18 protein-coding genes are annotated in these 14,581 nt (G+C 61.7%); 10 read left to right on the top strand and 8 right to left on the bottom strand.

The genetic code is table 11. The features are described from left to right. Nucleotides 1–62: 62 nt before the first annotated feature. The gene (locus tag NKH43_RS29580) at nucleotides 63–413 is read right to left on the bottom strand and encodes a DUF1304 domain-containing protein (RefSeq protein ID WP_352480926.1); all 351 of its coding nucleotides are present in this window, start codon (nucleotides 411–413) and stop codon (nucleotides 63–65) included. A 183-nt stretch (nucleotides 414–596) separates the two neighbouring features. Between NKH43_RS29580 and NKH43_RS29575 the strand changes: the two genes are divergently transcribed. Together NKH43_RS29575 and NKH43_RS29570 are read left to right on the top strand one after the other, a co-directional pair. Then, on the top strand, nucleotides 597–2,081 hold the full coding sequence (locus NKH43_RS29575; RefSeq protein ID WP_352480927.1) for a carboxypeptidase M32: 1,485 nt from the start codon (nucleotides 597–599) through the stop codon (nucleotides 2,079–2,081). Nucleotides 2,082–2,287: 206 nt separating this feature from the next. After that, nucleotides 2,288–4,315, top strand: coding sequence for a DUF3857 domain-containing protein (locus NKH43_RS29570; RefSeq protein ID WP_352861123.1), 2,028 nt, complete (start codon nucleotides 2,288–2,290; stop codon nucleotides 4,313–4,315). 25 nt (nucleotides 4,316–4,340) lie between these two features. Here NKH43_RS29570 and NKH43_RS29565 read toward each other — a convergent pair whose 3' ends face one another. After that, complete coding sequence (locus NKH43_RS29565) at nucleotides 4,341–6,143, bottom strand: ABC transporter transmembrane domain-containing protein (protein WP_352480929.1); 1,803 nt, start codon at nucleotides 6,141–6,143, stop codon at nucleotides 4,341–4,343. A gap of 203 nt (nucleotides 6,144–6,346) precedes the next feature. On the opposite strand from NKH43_RS29565, the gene rpmE reads away from it, so the two are divergent. Together rpmE and NKH43_RS29555 are read left to right on the top strand one after the other, a co-directional pair. Beyond that, nucleotides 6,347–6,568 (top strand): 50S ribosomal protein L31, encoded by a 222-nt coding sequence (rpmE, locus tag NKH43_RS29560; protein ID WP_006327661.1) that lies wholly within the window; start codon nucleotides 6,347–6,349, stop codon nucleotides 6,566–6,568. Between the two features lie 96 nt (nucleotides 6,569–6,664). Next, nucleotides 6,665–7,213, top strand: coding sequence for a hypothetical protein (locus NKH43_RS29555; protein ID WP_352861121.1), 549 nt, complete (start codon nucleotides 6,665–6,667; stop codon nucleotides 7,211–7,213). Here the strand turns inward: NKH43_RS29555 and NKH43_RS29550 are convergent. Continuing rightward, nucleotides 7,174–7,815, bottom strand: a complete 642-nt coding sequence (locus NKH43_RS29550) for a TetR/AcrR family transcriptional regulator (RefSeq protein WP_352861119.1) — start codon at nucleotides 7,813–7,815, stop codon at nucleotides 7,174–7,176. The genes NKH43_RS29555 and NKH43_RS29550 overlap by 40 nt on opposite strands. 112 nt (nucleotides 7,816–7,927) lie before the next feature. On the opposite strand from NKH43_RS29550, the gene NKH43_RS29545 reads away from it, so the two are divergent. Further along, a complete protein-coding gene (locus NKH43_RS29545) occupies nucleotides 7,928–8,761 on the top strand; it encodes a Rossmann-fold NAD(P)-binding domain-containing protein (RefSeq protein WP_352640132.1) in 834 nt (277 codons plus the stop codon). A gap of 1 nt (nucleotide 8,762) precedes the next feature. Then, nucleotides 8,763–9,242 carry an anthrone oxygenase family protein gene (locus tag NKH43_RS29540; RefSeq protein WP_352480934.1) on the top strand — a complete coding sequence of 160 codons (480 nt, stop codon included), beginning with the start codon at nucleotides 8,763–8,765 and terminating at the stop codon, nucleotides 9,240–9,242. Between the two features lie 20 nt (nucleotides 9,243–9,262). Here the strand turns inward: NKH43_RS29540 and NKH43_RS29535 are convergent, their stop codons facing one another. The 3 genes from NKH43_RS29535 to NKH43_RS29525 all read right to left on the bottom strand — a co-directional run bounded on the left by NKH43_RS29535 (nucleotide 9,263) and on the right by NKH43_RS29525 (nucleotide 10,876). Beyond that, nucleotides 9,263–9,574, bottom strand: coding sequence for an Rdx family protein (locus NKH43_RS29535; RefSeq protein WP_023719638.1), 312 nt, complete (start codon nucleotides 9,572–9,574; stop codon nucleotides 9,263–9,265). Beyond that, entirely contained in the window at nucleotides 9,571–10,320 is a 750-nt protein-coding gene (locus NKH43_RS29530) for a YebC/PmpR family DNA-binding transcriptional regulator (RefSeq protein ID WP_023678028.1), read from the bottom strand. The genes NKH43_RS29535 and NKH43_RS29530 overlap by 4 nt, the downstream gene beginning before the upstream one ends. A gap of 232 nt (nucleotides 10,321–10,552) precedes the next feature. Beyond that, nucleotides 10,553–10,876, bottom strand: coding sequence for an ArsR/SmtB family transcription factor (locus tag NKH43_RS29525; RefSeq protein WP_352815026.1), 324 nt, complete (start codon nucleotides 10,874–10,876; stop codon nucleotides 10,553–10,555). A 51-nt stretch (nucleotides 10,877–10,927) separates the two neighbouring features. Here NKH43_RS29525 and NKH43_RS29520 point away from each other — a divergent pair, with 51 nt between their 5' ends. Genes NKH43_RS29520 through NKH43_RS29505 form a run of 4 tightly spaced genes read left to right on the top strand, consistent with a single transcriptional unit; the run spans nucleotide 10,928 to nucleotide 12,748 of the window. Next, complete coding sequence (locus NKH43_RS29520) at nucleotides 10,928–11,410, top strand: SRPBCC domain-containing protein (protein ID WP_023719640.1); 483 nt, start codon at nucleotides 10,928–10,930, stop codon at nucleotides 11,408–11,410. Nucleotides 11,411–11,438: 28 nt separating this feature from the next. Then, nucleotides 11,439–11,831, top strand: a complete 393-nt coding sequence (locus NKH43_RS29515; protein ID WP_352861116.1) for a VOC family protein — start codon at nucleotides 11,439–11,441, stop codon at nucleotides 11,829–11,831. 55 nt (nucleotides 11,832–11,886) lie between these two features. Next, nucleotides 11,887–12,249, top strand: coding sequence for a hypothetical protein (locus NKH43_RS29510; RefSeq protein WP_352640128.1), 363 nt, complete (start codon nucleotides 11,887–11,889; stop codon nucleotides 12,247–12,249). Nucleotides 12,250–12,280: 31 nt separating this feature from the next. Further along, complete coding sequence (locus tag NKH43_RS29505; protein ID WP_352861114.1) at nucleotides 12,281–12,748, top strand: SRPBCC family protein; 468 nt, start codon at nucleotides 12,281–12,283, stop codon at nucleotides 12,746–12,748. 128 nt (nucleotides 12,749–12,876) lie between these two features. Here NKH43_RS29505 and NKH43_RS29500 read toward each other — a convergent pair whose 3' ends face one another. Then, on the bottom strand, nucleotides 12,877–13,641 hold the full coding sequence (locus tag NKH43_RS29500; RefSeq protein ID WP_352494148.1) for a TerC family protein: 765 nt from the start codon (nucleotides 13,639–13,641) through the stop codon (nucleotides 12,877–12,879). Between the two features lie 70 nt (nucleotides 13,642–13,711). Continuing rightward, nucleotides 13,712–14,536, bottom strand: coding sequence for a TIGR00282 family metallophosphoesterase (locus tag NKH43_RS29495; RefSeq protein ID WP_352787920.1), 825 nt, complete (start codon nucleotides 14,534–14,536; stop codon nucleotides 13,712–13,714). Nucleotides 14,537–14,581: the final 45 nt, after the last annotated feature.

Below are 14,581 nucleotides of genomic sequence, written 5' to 3'. Positions count from 1 at the left end.
GGCGCTGTGGCAATTGATTTTGCGTATGATCCTTTTCCAGTTTTCGGTTCAGGGATCATGCGCTAGCCCAACGCCAGCGCAATCAGCGCCAGCATTGCCGGCACTGTCTGGATGAACAGGATTTTACGGCCCACCGTCGCCGCGCCGTAGAGACCGGCGACGGCGACGCAGAGCAGGAAGAAGACTTTGAACTGGAAACCGGCTTCGCCGAGGTAAAGCCCCCAGATCAGCCCGGCTGCGAGAAAACCGTTGTAAAGTCCCTGATTGGCCGCAAGCACTTTCGAGGCACTGGCGAATTCCGGCGTCAGCTTGAATACCATGTGGCCGCGCGGCGTGTCCCACAGCACCGTCTCCAGATAGACGATGCAGAGGTGGATCACGGCCACCAGCCCGACCAGCACATTGGCGATCATATCTCGTCTCCCCCATTGCGGTCTGCCGCCGCCGACGACATTGATCACGCACGCCACGCTTCCGCAAGATGCCGTTCGGCCGTTGCGGCCGGCAGTCAATGCATCGGTCGCAGACGGTCTTCAGGGGTTGCCAACACTTTTGCGTTGGTATCTTTTCCCGCCGTCAAATCAGCGGAACCCACCATGTCCTTTCAAAAACTCGACGACCTCGGCCACAAGCTCGAAGCGCTGGAACATGCCCTCGCCATTCTCGGCGCCGACGAGGCGACCCATATGGCGGTCGGCGGCGGCGAGAAGCGCGCCGAGGCGATGTCGGCGCTTGCCGGCATGCACCACACCCAGGCGACTGCGCCGGAGATTGCCGACTGGATCGCGGCGGCCGAGCAGGAGGCGTTGAACGAAGAGCAGCAGGCCGCGGTCAGGGAATTCCGCCGGCAGTACACCAACCTGACCTGCCTGCCGGTCGAGTTCGTCGAGCGCCAGACGACTGTACGCATGCGCTCCGAGCAGCTCTGGCGCGACCTGCGCGCCAAGAACGACTGGGCCGGCTTCCTGCCGGCACTCGAAGGCGTCGTGGCGCTGGTCCGCGAGGAGGCGACACTTCGCGCCGAGGTGCTCGGGCTCGAGCCTTACGACGCGCTGATGGAGCAATATGACCCGGGCAATCGCACCGCCGACATCACGCCGGTGTTTGCCGAGTTGAAGGCCTTCCTGAAAGGCTTCGTACCGGAGGCACTGGCCGTGCAGGAAGAGCGGCTGGCGAAACATCCGCTAAAGCCGCTTTCCGGCAGCTACCCCTTGGACAAGCAGCGCGAGCTTGGCCTCGCCATGATGGCGGCAGTCGGCTTCGACCTCACCCACGGCTCGCTGTCGGTTTCGCACCATCCCTTCTGCGGCGGCGTGCCGAGCGACGTGCGCATCACCACCCGCTACAAGACCTCGGATTTCCTGTCGGCGTTGATGGGCGTGCTGCACGAGACCGGCCATGCGCTGTACGAGCAGAACCTGCCGAAGGCGTGGGCACACTGGCCGCTCGGCAGAGCGCGCGGCATGGCGGTGCATGAAAGCCAGAGCCTGTTCGTCGAAAAGCAGATCGGCCGCAATCCAGAATTCTGGCGCTGGGCGCTGCCGGTGGTCGAAAGGCACCTCGGCGAGAGCTGGACGATCGACGACATCCTGCCGCATGTGCACCGGGTCGAGCGCGGCCTGATCCGCGTCGATGCCGACGAGGTCACCTATCCGCTGCACATCATCCTGCGCTACGAGCTGGAGCAGGAGCTTGTCTCGGGGCGGCTTGAGGCAGCCGACCTGCCCGAGGCCTGGGATGCCAAGATGCGCGATTATCTCGGCCTGTCGACATCAGACAATCCGGCTGATGGTCCGATGCAGGACGTCCACTGGCCGGGCGCCGCCTTCGGCTATTTCCCTTCCTATACGCTGGGCGCCATGATGGCGGCGCAGCAATGGGCGGCACTGACCAGAGATCATCCTTCAGCCGACGAAGACCTCGCCAAGGGAGATTTCGCCGCGATCAACGACTGGCGCCGCAAAAGGATCTGGTCGCAAGGCTCGCGCTGGTCGACGCCGGAACTGCTCGAACGCGCCACGGGCGAAAAGCTCAATGCCGTGCATTTCACCGATCATCTGAAGAAGCGGTACGGTAACTGAGTCGCTTCGTCTGTTCCTGGTTCTTGCTGCGGTGACTGCAGAAATCCGCGAAACTGGCCTTTACTTTGGCAGGAAAGCCTCTGAAAAAGGAGTTCTTCCAAGTTGGGCGAGCGTAGATGTCTGCCTGTTACAGTTTTCGTAGGATGAAGTCTTTCTGGCCCCGCTTGGTATTTTTCATCTTGTTGATCGGCCTGAGTTCTCCGGCCATGTCCGACGACATGGTTCTCAAGGGCCCCGCGGAAAGCTGGGTAACGCAGGTTGATATTCCGGCTGCCGATCCCACCCGATCGGATCAAATCAAGAATGGCGTTTCATGGCTGCTCTCGGACGACCAGATCAAGCATCGCGCCGGCGGCTATGTCGAGTACTCGCGCACAGTCTATAAAATCGTTGACCGTCCCGGGCTGGATCGGGGCGCGAGTATCGATCTGCAATTCGATCCGTCCCGGCACAAGGTCACGCTCAACCATCTTCACATCATCCGCGACGGCGCCGTTTTGGACCGGCTGGAAGACGTCGAATTCGACATCTTCCGCAGGGAAAGAGATGCCGAGAAAGGCGTCTTCGACGGCTGGCTGACAGCACATGTCAACATCGATGACGTGCGCGCCGGCGACATCGTTGATTACGGATCGACCTATGAGATAACGCCGCTCGTCGGCAAGGATCTCTTCTTCAAGAATTTCTCCACCGAATGGGAAGAGCCGGTAGCGCTTATCCGCACGAGCATCATTTGGCCTTCGGGCCAGCCGCTCGAGACCAAGACAAGGGGGACCCAACTCAAGCCTTCGATCTCGTCGACAGGGCCGGACACGACCTATCTGTGGGAAATTCCAAACCCGAAACCGGTCAATGTCGAGGACAACCTGCCCGTGACATATCCAGGCTGGGGCTCTATCGATGTCGCATCGACCGCGAATTGGCAAAGTGTGGTCGATGCTGTTGCGCCCTATTACAAGCCAGCGACCGTTTTTCCCTCGGCTTTTGCCGCAAAGCTCGACGACATCGCACTGCGGCATCCAGTGCCCGAAGACCGGATGGTCGAGGCAATGCGGTTGGTGCAGGACCAGATCCGCTATGTAAGCCTGTCGATGGGTGCCGGTTCCTACATTCCGCGTGATCCCGCGACCGTCATCCTGAGCGGGTTTGGTGACTGCAAGGACAAGGCACTGCTGCTGGTTTCTTCGCTTGTGCGGCTTGGCATTGCTGCCGAGGTTGCCCTGGCCGATCTCGACGAAGGGCGGGCCCTGGACCAGCATCTGCCGGCGCTTCGCGATTTCGACCATGCCATCGTCAAGGCGAGGATCGGAACAAAGACATATTGGCTGGATGCTACCGACTATCTTCAGGGCGGCAAGGCGCCCAATCTCGCACAGTCGGACTACGGCTTCGCGCTGCCGCTTTCCAGCACCGGCGGATTGGAGAAGATGCCGAGTCCTGTGCTTACCAGCCCATCGATCCAGATCGCCGAGGACTTCGATTTTCCGCGGAAACCGGGCGATCCCCTCGTGCTGACGGTCTTCTCGACATATCAGGACGCCGATGCCGATTGGATGCGCGGCAATTTGGCCAGCCGGTCGCTGAGCGAGGTGTCGGACGCCTACCTGAAATACTACAACAAGCAATATCCGGGCATCCAAACCGTCGCCAAGCCGGAAATCGTGGATCGCCGCGACGACAACATAGTGAGCGTGAAGGAAAGTTATCGCTTGCCGGCAGAGGCGCTGGCGGCCAACGATCTGGCAAAGAATTTCCCGATCCGCGCGGCCGATCTCGGCAACAACTCTCTTCCAACCCCGACAATCGTCGACCGAACCGGGCCAGTCTCCATCGGCCCCCAGTTCTACCGGCGTCACAAGATAACGGTGCGCAACCTCAAGGCGAGGTTTTCCGGCGAGTCGATGAAAAACGTCGTGACGCCCTATCTGTCTCTCAAGGCGTCCTGGTCCAACACGCCCACCGAATTTCAAGTCGAATGGAACTTTCAGAGCCTGGCAACTGAAGTGCCGGCCAAGGCGATTGCCGACTATCTGAAAACCGTCGATGACGTCGCGGACGAAATCCGGTGGCAGTACGATTTTACCTATGAAGAGCCGCCTGCCGATGTGCAGCTCAGCGATCCGGCAAAGGAGCAGCGACAGACCGTCGCCAGCATGCTTTTGTTGTCGTTGCTTGTCGGCGTTCCCCTGTTCATCGCCTATCGACGCGGCAAACGCCGAGCTTTCGGTAGCTGAAGAATCCCAGCGGTCGCTGGGGGACCTACTCGGCCGCGCCCCTGAAGGCATTCGCCCCGGTTTCGAACTGCAGCTTGGCCAGCCGCGCATAGATGCCGCCCTTGGCGACCAGGCTCTGATGCGTGCCTTCCTCGACGATGCGGCCGCCATCCATGACCAGGATGCGATCGGCCTTCAGCACGGTTGCCAGCCGATGGGCGATGACGATCGTGGTACGCCCCTGCATCAGCCGGTCGAGCGCCGTCTGCACCAGCGTCTCGCTTTCGGCATCGAGTGCCGAGGTCGCCTCGTCGAGCAGAAGGATCGGCGCATCGCGCAAAATGGCGCGGGCGATCGCCACGCGCTGGCGCTGGCCGCCCGACAGCGTCACCCCGCGCTCGCCGACCTGGCTGTCATAGCCCTTTTCGAGTTTCAGGATGAACTCGTCGGCAAGCGCGTCTTTCGCCGCCGCCTCGATCTCGGCCTGGCTGGCGCCAGGCCGGCCAAAGCCGATATTGTCGCGCGCGCTTGCGGCAAAGATGGTGACATCCTGCGGCACGATGGCTATGCGCGCGCGGATCGCGGCCGGATCGGCCTCGCGCAGATCGACTCCGTCGATGACGATCCTGCCGGCTTCCGGATCGTAGAAGCGCAGAAGCAGCGAAAACACGGTGCTCTTGCCGGCGCCGGATGGTCCGACGATCGCCACCGTCTCGCCGGGTTTGACCTGAAAGCTGAGGCCATGGACGGCGGCGCGGTCGGGCCGGGCCGGATAGGAGAAGGAGACATCGTCGAAGCTGATCGCGCCTCTCGCCTTTGCCGGCAGCGGCTTCGGATCGGCGGGCGCCTGGATCGCGGGTTTCTCGGCCAGGATCTCGGTCAGCCGTTCGGCAGCGCCTGCTGCCTGGGACAGTTCGCCCCAGACCTCCGACAAGGCGCCGAGCGCGCCAGCAGCGAACACCGAATAGAGCAGGAATTGGCCAAGCGTACCTGGCGACAGCGTGCCGTCGAGCACGTCGCGCGAACCGAACCACAGCACCGCCACCACCGAGGAAAAGATCATGAAGATGGCGAAGAAGGTGAGAAAGGAGCGGGCAAAGATCGAGGCCCGCGCCGCTTCGAACGCTGCTTCCACGGCGGATGAAAAATACCCGGTGACAAGCTTCTCGTTGGTGAAGGCCTGCAGGGTGCGGACCGCGCCGATCTGCTCGCTGGCATAGGCGGTGGCATTGGCCAGAGTATCCTGCGCCAGCCGTGACTTGCGCCGCACCGAGCGGCCGAAGGCGACCAGCGGCAGCACGATTAACGGAATGGCCGCGATGACCAGGCCGGACAGTTTTGGGCTGGTGAAGACCATCATCGCCACGGCGCCAAGGCCGAGGATGACGTTGCGCAAAGCCACCGAGGCGGTAGCACCCACGGCCGATTTGACCTGTGTCGTGTCGGCGGCGAGCCGCGAGACGATCTCGCCCGACTGGGCCGTGTCGAAGAAGGAGGGCGACAGCGTCGTGACGTGGGCAAAGACATCGCGGCGGATATCGGCAACGACGCGCTCGCCCAGCGTGATGACGAAATAGTAGCGGCTGGCAGACGCCGCCGCCAGCACGGCGGCCATCACCACCAGCATGGCGAAATATTCGGCAATGAAGCTGGAATCGGAAGCGGAAAAGCCGTGATCGATCATCCGCCGCACGGCCAGTGGCAGCGCCAGCGTCGTCGCCGCCGCGACGGCCAGCGAGATGATCGCGCCGATGACCATTTTGCGGTAATGGGTGATGTAGGGAAACAGGCGCTGCAGCGGCCTCAGCGAGCGCCTGCGCTCGTCTGCATCGCCGCTGATGTTCGCCATGACCGTGTCCTTTGGCCTTTTGAGGTTTGCGCTATCAATATGCGCTTGCCGCGGCCTTGTGATTCAATTCCGGCTGATGTATAGGCTCGCCGACCGTTTTAGAAGCCGTGGCTCCTCAATAGCTGCGGCTTCGAGTTTTAAAAAGGGGCGCATCGACGCAGGCTTCAGCCCGTCGGCAGCACCCGGCAGCCAGGAACAGAACCATGAAGACCGACATCCATCCCGACTACCACACCATCAAGGTCGTCATGACCGACGGCACCGAATACATGACCCGTTCGACCTGGGGCAAGGAAGGCGATACGATGAACCTCGATATCGACCCGACCACCCATCCGGCCTGGACTGGCGGCCAGCAGACCCTGCTCGACCGCGGTGGCCGCCTGTCGAAGTTCAAGAAGCGCTTCGAAGGTTTCGGCCTGTAAGCCCCAGGCCTTTCGCATCAGAAAAAACCCGCCCTTGAGGCGGGTTTTTTCTTGACCTTAAATGCGTTGCGGAACGCATCCGCTAGGGAGGACGACATGTCTATTCTCGAAGATAAGCGATGTTCTAACCTCATAGGCGGATACAAGACCATTTATGATCCGCGACCGGCCTTGCGAGCGCTCGCCCTTCAGTACGGCAACAAGTCTATCTGGGATGAACTCTGGAATGAATTGCATCACCAGGGAGATGTCGGAGACGCATCTTACGCAGCAGTTGTTGAAATCGCTCACATCTCCGAAGGCCACGCCCCCGCCTATTGGGGAGCCTACGGTCTGGCTGCCACCATCGAAGAGGCTCGATTGGTCGACGGTCGAAACCCGCCAATCCCGGATTGGATCGAACCGCATACAAAATTGCCTGGCAGACTCTTTTCCAGTTGGCTTTGCGGGATCTGGCAGTTTCGGCGGATGACGAGACCATTAACTGCGCATTGGCTGTTGTCGCCCTTCATCGAGGCCGGTTCAACCTCGGCCGAATGGCGATGTGCACGGAGGATGAACGCGCGGAAATGCTGCGGGATTACTTCGGCCGCTAGCGTACAGCTTTACTCGCCGAGCAACTCTCGCAGAGCCATCCGCTTGTAGGCCGCAACCAGCCTGTCGCCTTCCTGCCGCCCGACCGAGATCGCCAGCCGCATTGCGGCCTCGCCCATCTGCCAGACGAGAAATGCCGTCGTTTCCAGCGCTTCCGGATCGGCGGACGGCCGCAACCGCTTCAGCACCGCCGTGAGGAATTCGGCGTTGGCCCGGCTGTCGGCAAGCTCAAGCTCGCGCAATGCTTTGTCGGCCTGTGTCCCCGACCAGATGTCGCGCATCACCGGCTCGGCCAGGAATAACCGGTAGTAGATATCCACCAGCTCCGAAAACGCCTGGCGCAAGCCGTCGGCGTCACTGACGTCGGCAAGTGCCGCCGCGATGCAGGCCTGGCTTTCGGCGGTGTAGCGTTCGGCCAGCGCCCAAATGATTGCCCGCTTGTCCGGGAAGAACTGGTAGAGCGAGCCGATCGACACGCCAGCCCTCTCGGCCACCTCGCCCATGCGCATCGCATCGCTGCCTTGCTCGGCGATCAGCGCCGACGCTGCGGCCAGCATGCGCTCGACCCGCTCGCGGCTACGCTGCTGGCTCGGCGTTCGGCGCGGCGATGCGATCTGGCCATCCTGTGAATCCGATACGGCAGAGCCTTCCATCACTGTCTCCAGGCGAACAATCAACAAATTGGCTTGACTCGCAAAATACGAGGGTTTATCACGTTTGGCAAATGTGAGGATTGCTCACATTTGCAAACTGAGGAAAATCGACATGAACCCTACTGTAACGAAACCAACTTTGATCCTCGGCGGCACCGGCAAGACCGGCCGCCGTCTCGCCGAGCGGCTGACGGCGCGGGGCCTGCCGGTGCAGATCGGCTCGCGCTCGGGTACGCCGCCCTTCGACTGGGAAAATAGCACGACCTGGGAACCCGCGCTTGATGGTGTCGGCGCCGTCTACATCAGCTACTATCCTGATCTTGCGGTGCCCGGCGCGGCCGACACCGTCGGCGCCTTCTCTCGTCTTGCCGTGGAGTGTGGTGTGCGCCGGCTGGTACTGCTGTCGGGGCGCGGCGAAACGGAAGCACAGCGCGCCGAAGAGATGCTCAAAGCTTCAGGCGCCGATTGGACGATCCTGCGCTGCGCCTGGTTTTCCCAGAACTTCAGCGAAGGCTTCCTCGTCGAATCTTTGCAGGAGGGCGAGGTGGCGTTGCCGGTCGGCAGTGTGGGCGAACCATTTGTGGATGCCGACGATATCGCGGAGGCCGCCTTTACCGTACTAACCCGGCAAGGACATGTCGGAGAGCTCTATGAGCTGACCGGGCCGCGGCTGCTGAGCTTTGCCGACGCGGTCGCCGAGATCGGCAGGGCCGCAGGCCGCGACATCCGTTTCAAGCGGGTTTCCCATGCCGAGTTCACCGCCGCCATAGCCGAGCACGAGTTGCCGGCCGAGTTCGCCTGGCTGCTCAACGAGCTGTTCACCGAAGTGCTCGACGGCCGCAACGAAACGCTGACCGACGGCGTCCAGCGCGTGCTTGGCCGCGCCCCAAAAGACTTTTCCACCTACGCAACCGAAACCGCCGCCACGGGCATCTGGAGGAACTGACATGATCATGAAACTGCTTCCCACCCTCACCTTCGTCGCTGCCATTGGCTCAGGCGTTGTCGGCGGCGTTTTCTTCGCCTTCTCCAACTTTATCATGCCGGCGCTCGCCCGCTTGCCTGCCGGAGGCGGCATCGCCGCCATGAATTCGATCAACATCACCGTGATTACGCCGGCATTCATGACCGCGCTATTCGGCACCGGGCTGGTCTGTCTTGTGCTTGCCGCCGGCGCTCTTATCGGCTGGAGCCAGCCGGGCGCGTTCTGGCTTCTCGCCGGCGCCCTGATCTATCTCGTCGGCAACCCGATCGTGACGATGATGTTCAACGTGCCGCTCAACAACGCCCTGGCCGCCGTCGATCCGGCAAGCGCCAACGGCGCCGCGGTATGGGCCACTTATCTCAAGGACTGGGTGATGTGGAACCATGTCCGCACCATCACCGCCATCGTGGCGCTGGGCTGTTTTATCTTCGCGTGGCGGTGAATGCCGGGGCAAGAAGACCTTCAGGCAGGGTCCTTCGACTTATGACCCTTGCGATCGGCATGGCCGAGATCGCGATCCGGATCGATGACGTCGCGAACCAGTTGCTTGAGCTTTGCGGCGTCGGGAAAACCGCCGTCACGTTTGCGGTCCCAGACCAGCGTGTCATTGCAGGAAATGGTGAAGATGCCGCCGGTACCGGGCACCAGCGTCACTTCGCCGAGATCGGTGCCGAAGGTGGACAGCAGCTCCTGCGCCATCCAGCCGGCCCTGAGCAGCCACAGGCACTGCGTGCAATAGGTGATGCGGACTGTAGGCAGCGCGTGTTGGGTCACGCCGCGCTGAGCTTCGCCAAGGTCTCCTCGTCGACCTCGAAATTGGCGTAGACGCTCTGCACGTCGTCGTCATCTTCAAGCGTCGCGACCAGCTTCATCAGCGATTGTGCCCGCTCCTCGTCGACCGCGATATTGGTCTGCGGCTTCCAGATCGGCTTCACCGATTCAGCCTCGCCGAGCGCGCCTTCCAGCGCCTTCGACACCTCGCCGAGATTCTCGAAGGCGCAGTAGATCGTGTGGCCTTCCTCGTCCGACTGGACGTCGTCGGCGCCGGCCTCGATCGCCGCGTCCATCACCTTTTCGGCGCTGCCGGCCGATGCCGGATAGTAGATCTCGCCGACGCGGTCCCACATGAACGACACCGAGCCGGTCTCGCCCATCGCCCCGCCGGCCTTGGTGAAGGCAGCGCGCACATTCGACGCCGAGCGGTTGCGGTTATCGGTCAGCGCCTCGACGATCAGCGCGACGCCGCCCGGCCCATAACCCTCGTAGCGCACGGCCTCGTAGGTCTCGGCATCGCCCATCGACGCCTTGTTGATGGCGCGCTGAATGTTGTCCTTCGGCATCGACACCGCCTTGGCGTTCTGCACCGCAAGGCGCAGGCGAGGGTTCATCGATGGATCGGGCGTGCCGCTCTTGGCGGCGACGGTGATTTCGCGCGCCAGCTTGGAAAACATTTTCGATCGCACCGCATCCTGACGGCCCTTGCGGTGCATGATGTTCTTGAACTGTGAATGGCCAGCCATGGCACCCCTGTCGTCTTCTCGGCTAGAGCATCCGCGGCCTGGTGAACCACCCGGCGCCTTGCAAAGTGCTCGAATTCAAAATCTCAGAACGTCCTGCTGCGTCCGGACGGACGTACGGCGCTCTATGTCGGAATGGCCGGCTTATAGATAAATCGGCTCAATTCGTCCAGCCGCGCCGTGGCAGACTACACGCAAGGGCTTGAGACCCGAAAAGGCAGGCTTCGGCGGCCGTTCACCCCTCCAGATCGGACTTCAGCCGGTCGAGAATGCTGATCGCGTGCGTGGCATATTGGCTGATCCAGCGGTCGTGGATGTGCTTGATCGGCAGCGCGTTGAGATGGTTCCAACGCTCGCGGCCCTCGCGCCGCGCCACGACCATGTCGGCCTCCTCCAGCACTTTCAGATGCAGCATGATCGTGCAGCGGTCCATGTCGGGGAAGGCATCGCACAACATGCCGGTGGTCTGCGGCGCATCCTTCAGCCGGTCCAGCAACTCACGCCGGCGCGGATGCGCCAGCGCCTTGAAAACATTGTCGTCCTGCGAATGGCTTGACATGTTATGTTTCTATAACATATCGTTGAGCCATTCAAGGAAGGAGCTGTGGATATGTCTCTTGGATTCAGGGTTTCGGGCCGCATCGGCAAACCTGTCGCCGAAGTCTTCGACGCGGTCGTCAATCCGAAGAAGCTTAGCGGCTATTTCACTACGATCGGCGGCGCCAGCGCGCCGCTGGTGGCTGGTGCCGGTGTTGTCTGGTGGGGCAAGGTCCCCGTCGAGGTCGACGAAGTGATCAAGGACAGCCGCATCGTGCTGCACTGGGACGCCTCCGATGCCGACGGCAAGCCGGCCTACAAGACCCGCATCGAGATGAATTTCGAACCGCTCGATGATGGCGGCACCTTTGTCACCATCGCCGAGACCGGCTGGCGCGAGGACGCGGTCGGCCTGAAGAAGTCCTATCTCAATTGCGAGGGCTGGTCGCAGATGCTGGCCTGCATGAAGGCCTATGTCGAATACGGCATCAATCTGCGCGACGGCTATTACCGCAGCGAGATGAAGGGCGAGCCGGCCAACGAGAACAACATCTGAAAAACCACCAAGATGACGGAGGCCTGCGATGAAGCAAGTGACGCCATTTCTGATGTTCGAGGGCAAGGCCGAAGAGGCAATGACCTTCTATTGCGAGACGATCCCCGACAGCAGCGTCCTTGACGTCACACGTTACGGCTCCGGCGAAGACGGCCCGGAAGGGACGGTCAAGCTGGCGCGCGTGTCCATAAGCGGTCTGGAAGTGATGGTCTACAACAGCCCCGTGCACCATGCCTTCACATTCACGCCGTCGGTCTCGCTGTATGTGGATTGCTCCACGGAGGCAGAGCTGAACGGCATTGTCGAGGCCCTGGCCAAGGACGGCAAATTTCTGATACCGCTGGACAATTATGGTTTCAGCCGCCGGTTTGCATGGCTCAACGACAGGTTCGGAGTCTCCTGGCAAATCAATTTGGCATAGCGGGTTCTGGACCGAACCGGCCAATCGAACCTGAACACGGGAATGGAGCCAGCAAATGACCGCGAAGATCAGCGGCGGCATCAACATCGCCATGAAAGTGCCGCCACATCAATACCAGGCAACGATCGCCTTCTATCGCGACGTCATCGGCCTGAAGCCATTCACGGCCAAGGCGCCCGCTATCGGCTTTGAACTCGGTCCCAATCGCCTGTGGATCGACGAGGCGCCGATGCTTAGTCAGGCCGAGGTCTGGCTGGAACTGTTCACCGATGATTTTCCAGGCGCGGCGGACCATCTCGCCAAGGCCGGCGTCGTGCGCTGCGACGCCATCGAGGCACTGGGTGAAGGCTTTCGCGGCGGCTGGATCACCAACCCGGCCAACATCATTCACCTCGTGCGCGAACCCGATGCTTGGTGAACCGGGGCGGCGCCGTGGAAAGGAGGACGCTATGGAAATCCGTGAAACACCGACCGCCGAAGCCGGCATGCTGATAAGGCGGCCGGTCGCCGACGTATTCCAAGCCTTCATCGATCCGGCGATCACGACAAAATTCTGGTTCACCCATGGCAGCGACAGGCTGGACAGCGGCAACAAAGTTCGCTGGGAATGGCGCATGTATGGCGCCTCGACGACGGTAACGGTCAGCGAGATCGTGCCGAACGAGAAGATCGTCATGCAATGGAGCGATCCACCGACCACGGTGGTGTGGACTTTTACCGAGATGCCCGGCGGCACGACCTTTGTCGAGGTCCGCAATTTTGGCTTTGCCGGTAGCGGCGACGAGCAGATCAAGCAGGCGATCGACTCGACGGGCGGCTTTGCGCTGGTGCTCGCCGGCGCCAAGGCGTGGCTCGAGCAAGGCTTGACGCTTGGCCTGACCGGCGACCGCCATCCGAAGGGTTTGCCGGCGCAGTAAGGTCTTCGGGTGCCAAAAGCCATTCCGCAGCGATCCCTCCGTCCCGCCAACCTCTCAAAGGTTCTGCATGGCCGCGACGATCGAGACCGAGCCCTAGTTCTCTGCGCTGCCGGTTCGCTCCGCTGGACTCAGTGCCCGCCGCCCTTGGCCTTCTTCCGCCGTCGCGCCAGCATGTTGAGTCCTTCGACCAGTGCCGAAAAGCCCATGGCGGCGTAGATATAGCCTTTCGGCACGTGGTAACCCATGCCGTCGGCGATCAGCGTCATGCCGATCATCAGCAGGAACCCTAGCGCCAGCATGACGATGCTGGGGTTCCTGGCGATGAAATCGGCCAGCGGCCCGGCCGCCAGCATCATCACGCTCACCGCCACGATCACCGCGATGTACATGATCGCGATTTCGTCGGTCATGCCGACGGCGGTGATGATCGAGTCGATCGAGAAGACGAGGTCGAGCAGCAATATCTGGAAAATGGCGCCGGCCAGCGACAGCTGCAGTGTTTCGCCCATCATCGTGTCCTGGTGATCATCGAGATCGACCGTGTGGTGGATCTCCTTGGTCGCCTTCCAGACGAGGAACAGGCCGCCGGCAATCAGGATCAGGTCGCGCCATGAAAAGCCGTGGCCGAAGGCGGTGAATATCGGCATCGTCAACTGGACGATGATCGAGATGGTGGCCAGCAGGATCAGCCGCATCACCAGCGCGGCGGAGATGCCGAGCCGCCGGGCGCGGGCTCGCTGCGCTACCGGCAATTTGTTGGTCAAAATCGAGATGAAGATCAGATTGTCGATGCCGAGCACGACCTCCAGCACGATCAGCGTCAGCAGCGCGACCCATGCCGTCGGGTCGGAGACAAAGGCGAAATGCGGCGCCAGGAATTCGACTAGCTGCATGGAGGTCGTCCCCTCTACGATCTAGAGCAGTTTCGCCGGCAATTGGGTATTGCAAGCGTCCATATCAATGTCACGACCAGAAGGATGGAGCCGTTTCCTCCAGCCGCGGGCCGCGGCGAAACGGCGCGATCCGTTCAGTCAGGCCGCTACGGTCGGAAATGTCGACGCCGACGCCGCACAATGTCGCCGGTCCGGTCGACGCCTCGAAACGGCCTTTCGGCACCTTGGACAAAAACCGGTTGAGCGGCTCCTCCTTGTCCATGCCGAGCGAGGAATCGTAATCGCCGCACATGCCGGCATCGGAAATATAACCGGTGCCGCCATTGAGGATCTGGTGATCGCCGGTCGGCTGATGCGTGTGGGTGCCGACAACAAGGCTGGCACGGCCGTCGACGAAATGGGCGAAGCACATTTTTTCCGAGGTCGCCTCGGCATGGAAATCGATGACGGTCGCATCGGCCTGCTCGCCAAGCGGACAAGCGGCAAGTTCGCGCTCGCCGGCCTGGAATGGATCGTCGAGCTCGGGATGCATGAACACCCGGCCCATGATGTTGGCGACCAGCACGCGCGCGCCGTTCCTGGCGATGTAGACGCCCGAGCCGCGCCCCGGCGTGCCTTTCGGGAAATTGGACGGACGCAGGAAGCGTTCCTCGCGCGGCGCGAAAATCAGCGCATCGCGTTGGTCCCAGACATGGTTGCCGGTGGTGACGACATCGGCGCCGGCCGAGATCGTCTCGCGAAAAATCTCCTCGGTGATGCCGAAGCCGCCGGCGGCGTTCTCGCCATTGACGATGACGAAGTCGAGTTTGAAATCCGAGATCAGGCCGGGCAGTTGTTCCCACACCGCCGTACGTCCTGTCTTGCCGACCATGTCGCCGAGGAAGAGAAGTCTCATATAAGCGTGATCCCGAACCGAAGGTCAGCGAAGCAAAAAGCTGCA

This window comes from Mesorhizobium sp. M1163, from assembly GCF_040318415.1.
Classification (GTDB): Bacteria; Pseudomonadota; Alphaproteobacteria; order Rhizobiales; family Rhizobiaceae; genus Mesorhizobium.
This window is presented reverse-complemented; position numbering and strand designations above follow the sequence as displayed.

What these genes read in the sequence shown, in the direction of transcription:
- NKH43_RS29580 (WP_352480926.1), bottom strand. Translation starts at nt 413, where the DNA reads ATGATCGCCAATGTGCTGGTCGGGCTGGTGGCCGTGATCCACCTCTGC.
- NKH43_RS29575 (WP_352480927.1), top strand. Translation starts at nt 597, where the DNA reads ATGTCCTTTCAAAAACTCGACGACCTCGGCCACAAGCTCGAAGCGCTG.
- NKH43_RS29570 (WP_352861123.1), top strand. Translation starts at nt 2,288, where the DNA reads ATGTCCGACGACATGGTTCTCAAGGGCCCCGCGGAAAGCTGGGTAACG.
- NKH43_RS29565 (WP_352480929.1), bottom strand. Translation starts at nt 6,143, where the DNA reads ATGGCGAACATCAGCGGCGATGCAGACGAGCGCAGGCGCTCGCTGAGG.
- rpmE (WP_006327661.1), top strand. Translation starts at nt 6,347, where the DNA reads ATGAAGACCGACATCCATCCCGACTACCACACCATCAAGGTCGTCATG.
- NKH43_RS29555 (WP_352861121.1), top strand. Translation starts at nt 6,665, where the DNA reads ATGTCTATTCTCGAAGATAAGCGATGTTCTAACCTCATAGGCGGATAC.
- NKH43_RS29550 (WP_352861119.1), bottom strand. Translation starts at nt 7,815, where the DNA reads ATGGAAGGCTCTGCCGTATCGGATTCACAGGATGGCCAGATCGCATCG.
- NKH43_RS29545 (WP_352640132.1), top strand. Translation starts at nt 7,928, where the DNA reads ATGAACCCTACTGTAACGAAACCAACTTTGATCCTCGGCGGCACCGGC.
- NKH43_RS29540 (WP_352480934.1), top strand. Translation starts at nt 8,763, where the DNA reads ATGATCATGAAACTGCTTCCCACCCTCACCTTCGTCGCTGCCATTGGC.
- NKH43_RS29530 (WP_023678028.1), bottom strand. Translation starts at nt 10,320, where the DNA reads ATGGCTGGCCATTCACAGTTCAAGAACATCATGCACCGCAAGGGCCGT.
- NKH43_RS29525 (WP_352815026.1), bottom strand. Translation starts at nt 10,876, where the DNA reads ATGTCAAGCCATTCGCAGGACGACAATGTTTTCAAGGCGCTGGCGCAT.
- NKH43_RS29520 (WP_023719640.1), top strand. Translation starts at nt 10,928, where the DNA reads ATGTCTCTTGGATTCAGGGTTTCGGGCCGCATCGGCAAACCTGTCGCC.
- NKH43_RS29515 (WP_352861116.1), top strand. Translation starts at nt 11,439, where the DNA reads ATGAAGCAAGTGACGCCATTTCTGATGTTCGAGGGCAAGGCCGAAGAG.
- NKH43_RS29510 (WP_352640128.1), top strand. Translation starts at nt 11,887, where the DNA reads ATGACCGCGAAGATCAGCGGCGGCATCAACATCGCCATGAAAGTGCCG.
- NKH43_RS29505 (WP_352861114.1), top strand. Translation starts at nt 12,281, where the DNA reads ATGGAAATCCGTGAAACACCGACCGCCGAAGCCGGCATGCTGATAAGG.
- NKH43_RS29500 (WP_352494148.1), bottom strand. Translation starts at nt 13,641, where the DNA reads ATGCAGCTAGTCGAATTCCTGGCGCCGCATTTCGCCTTTGTCTCCGAC.
- NKH43_RS29495 (WP_352787920.1), bottom strand. Translation starts at nt 14,536, where the DNA reads ATGAGACTTCTCTTCCTCGGCGACATGGTCGGCAAGACAGGACGTACG.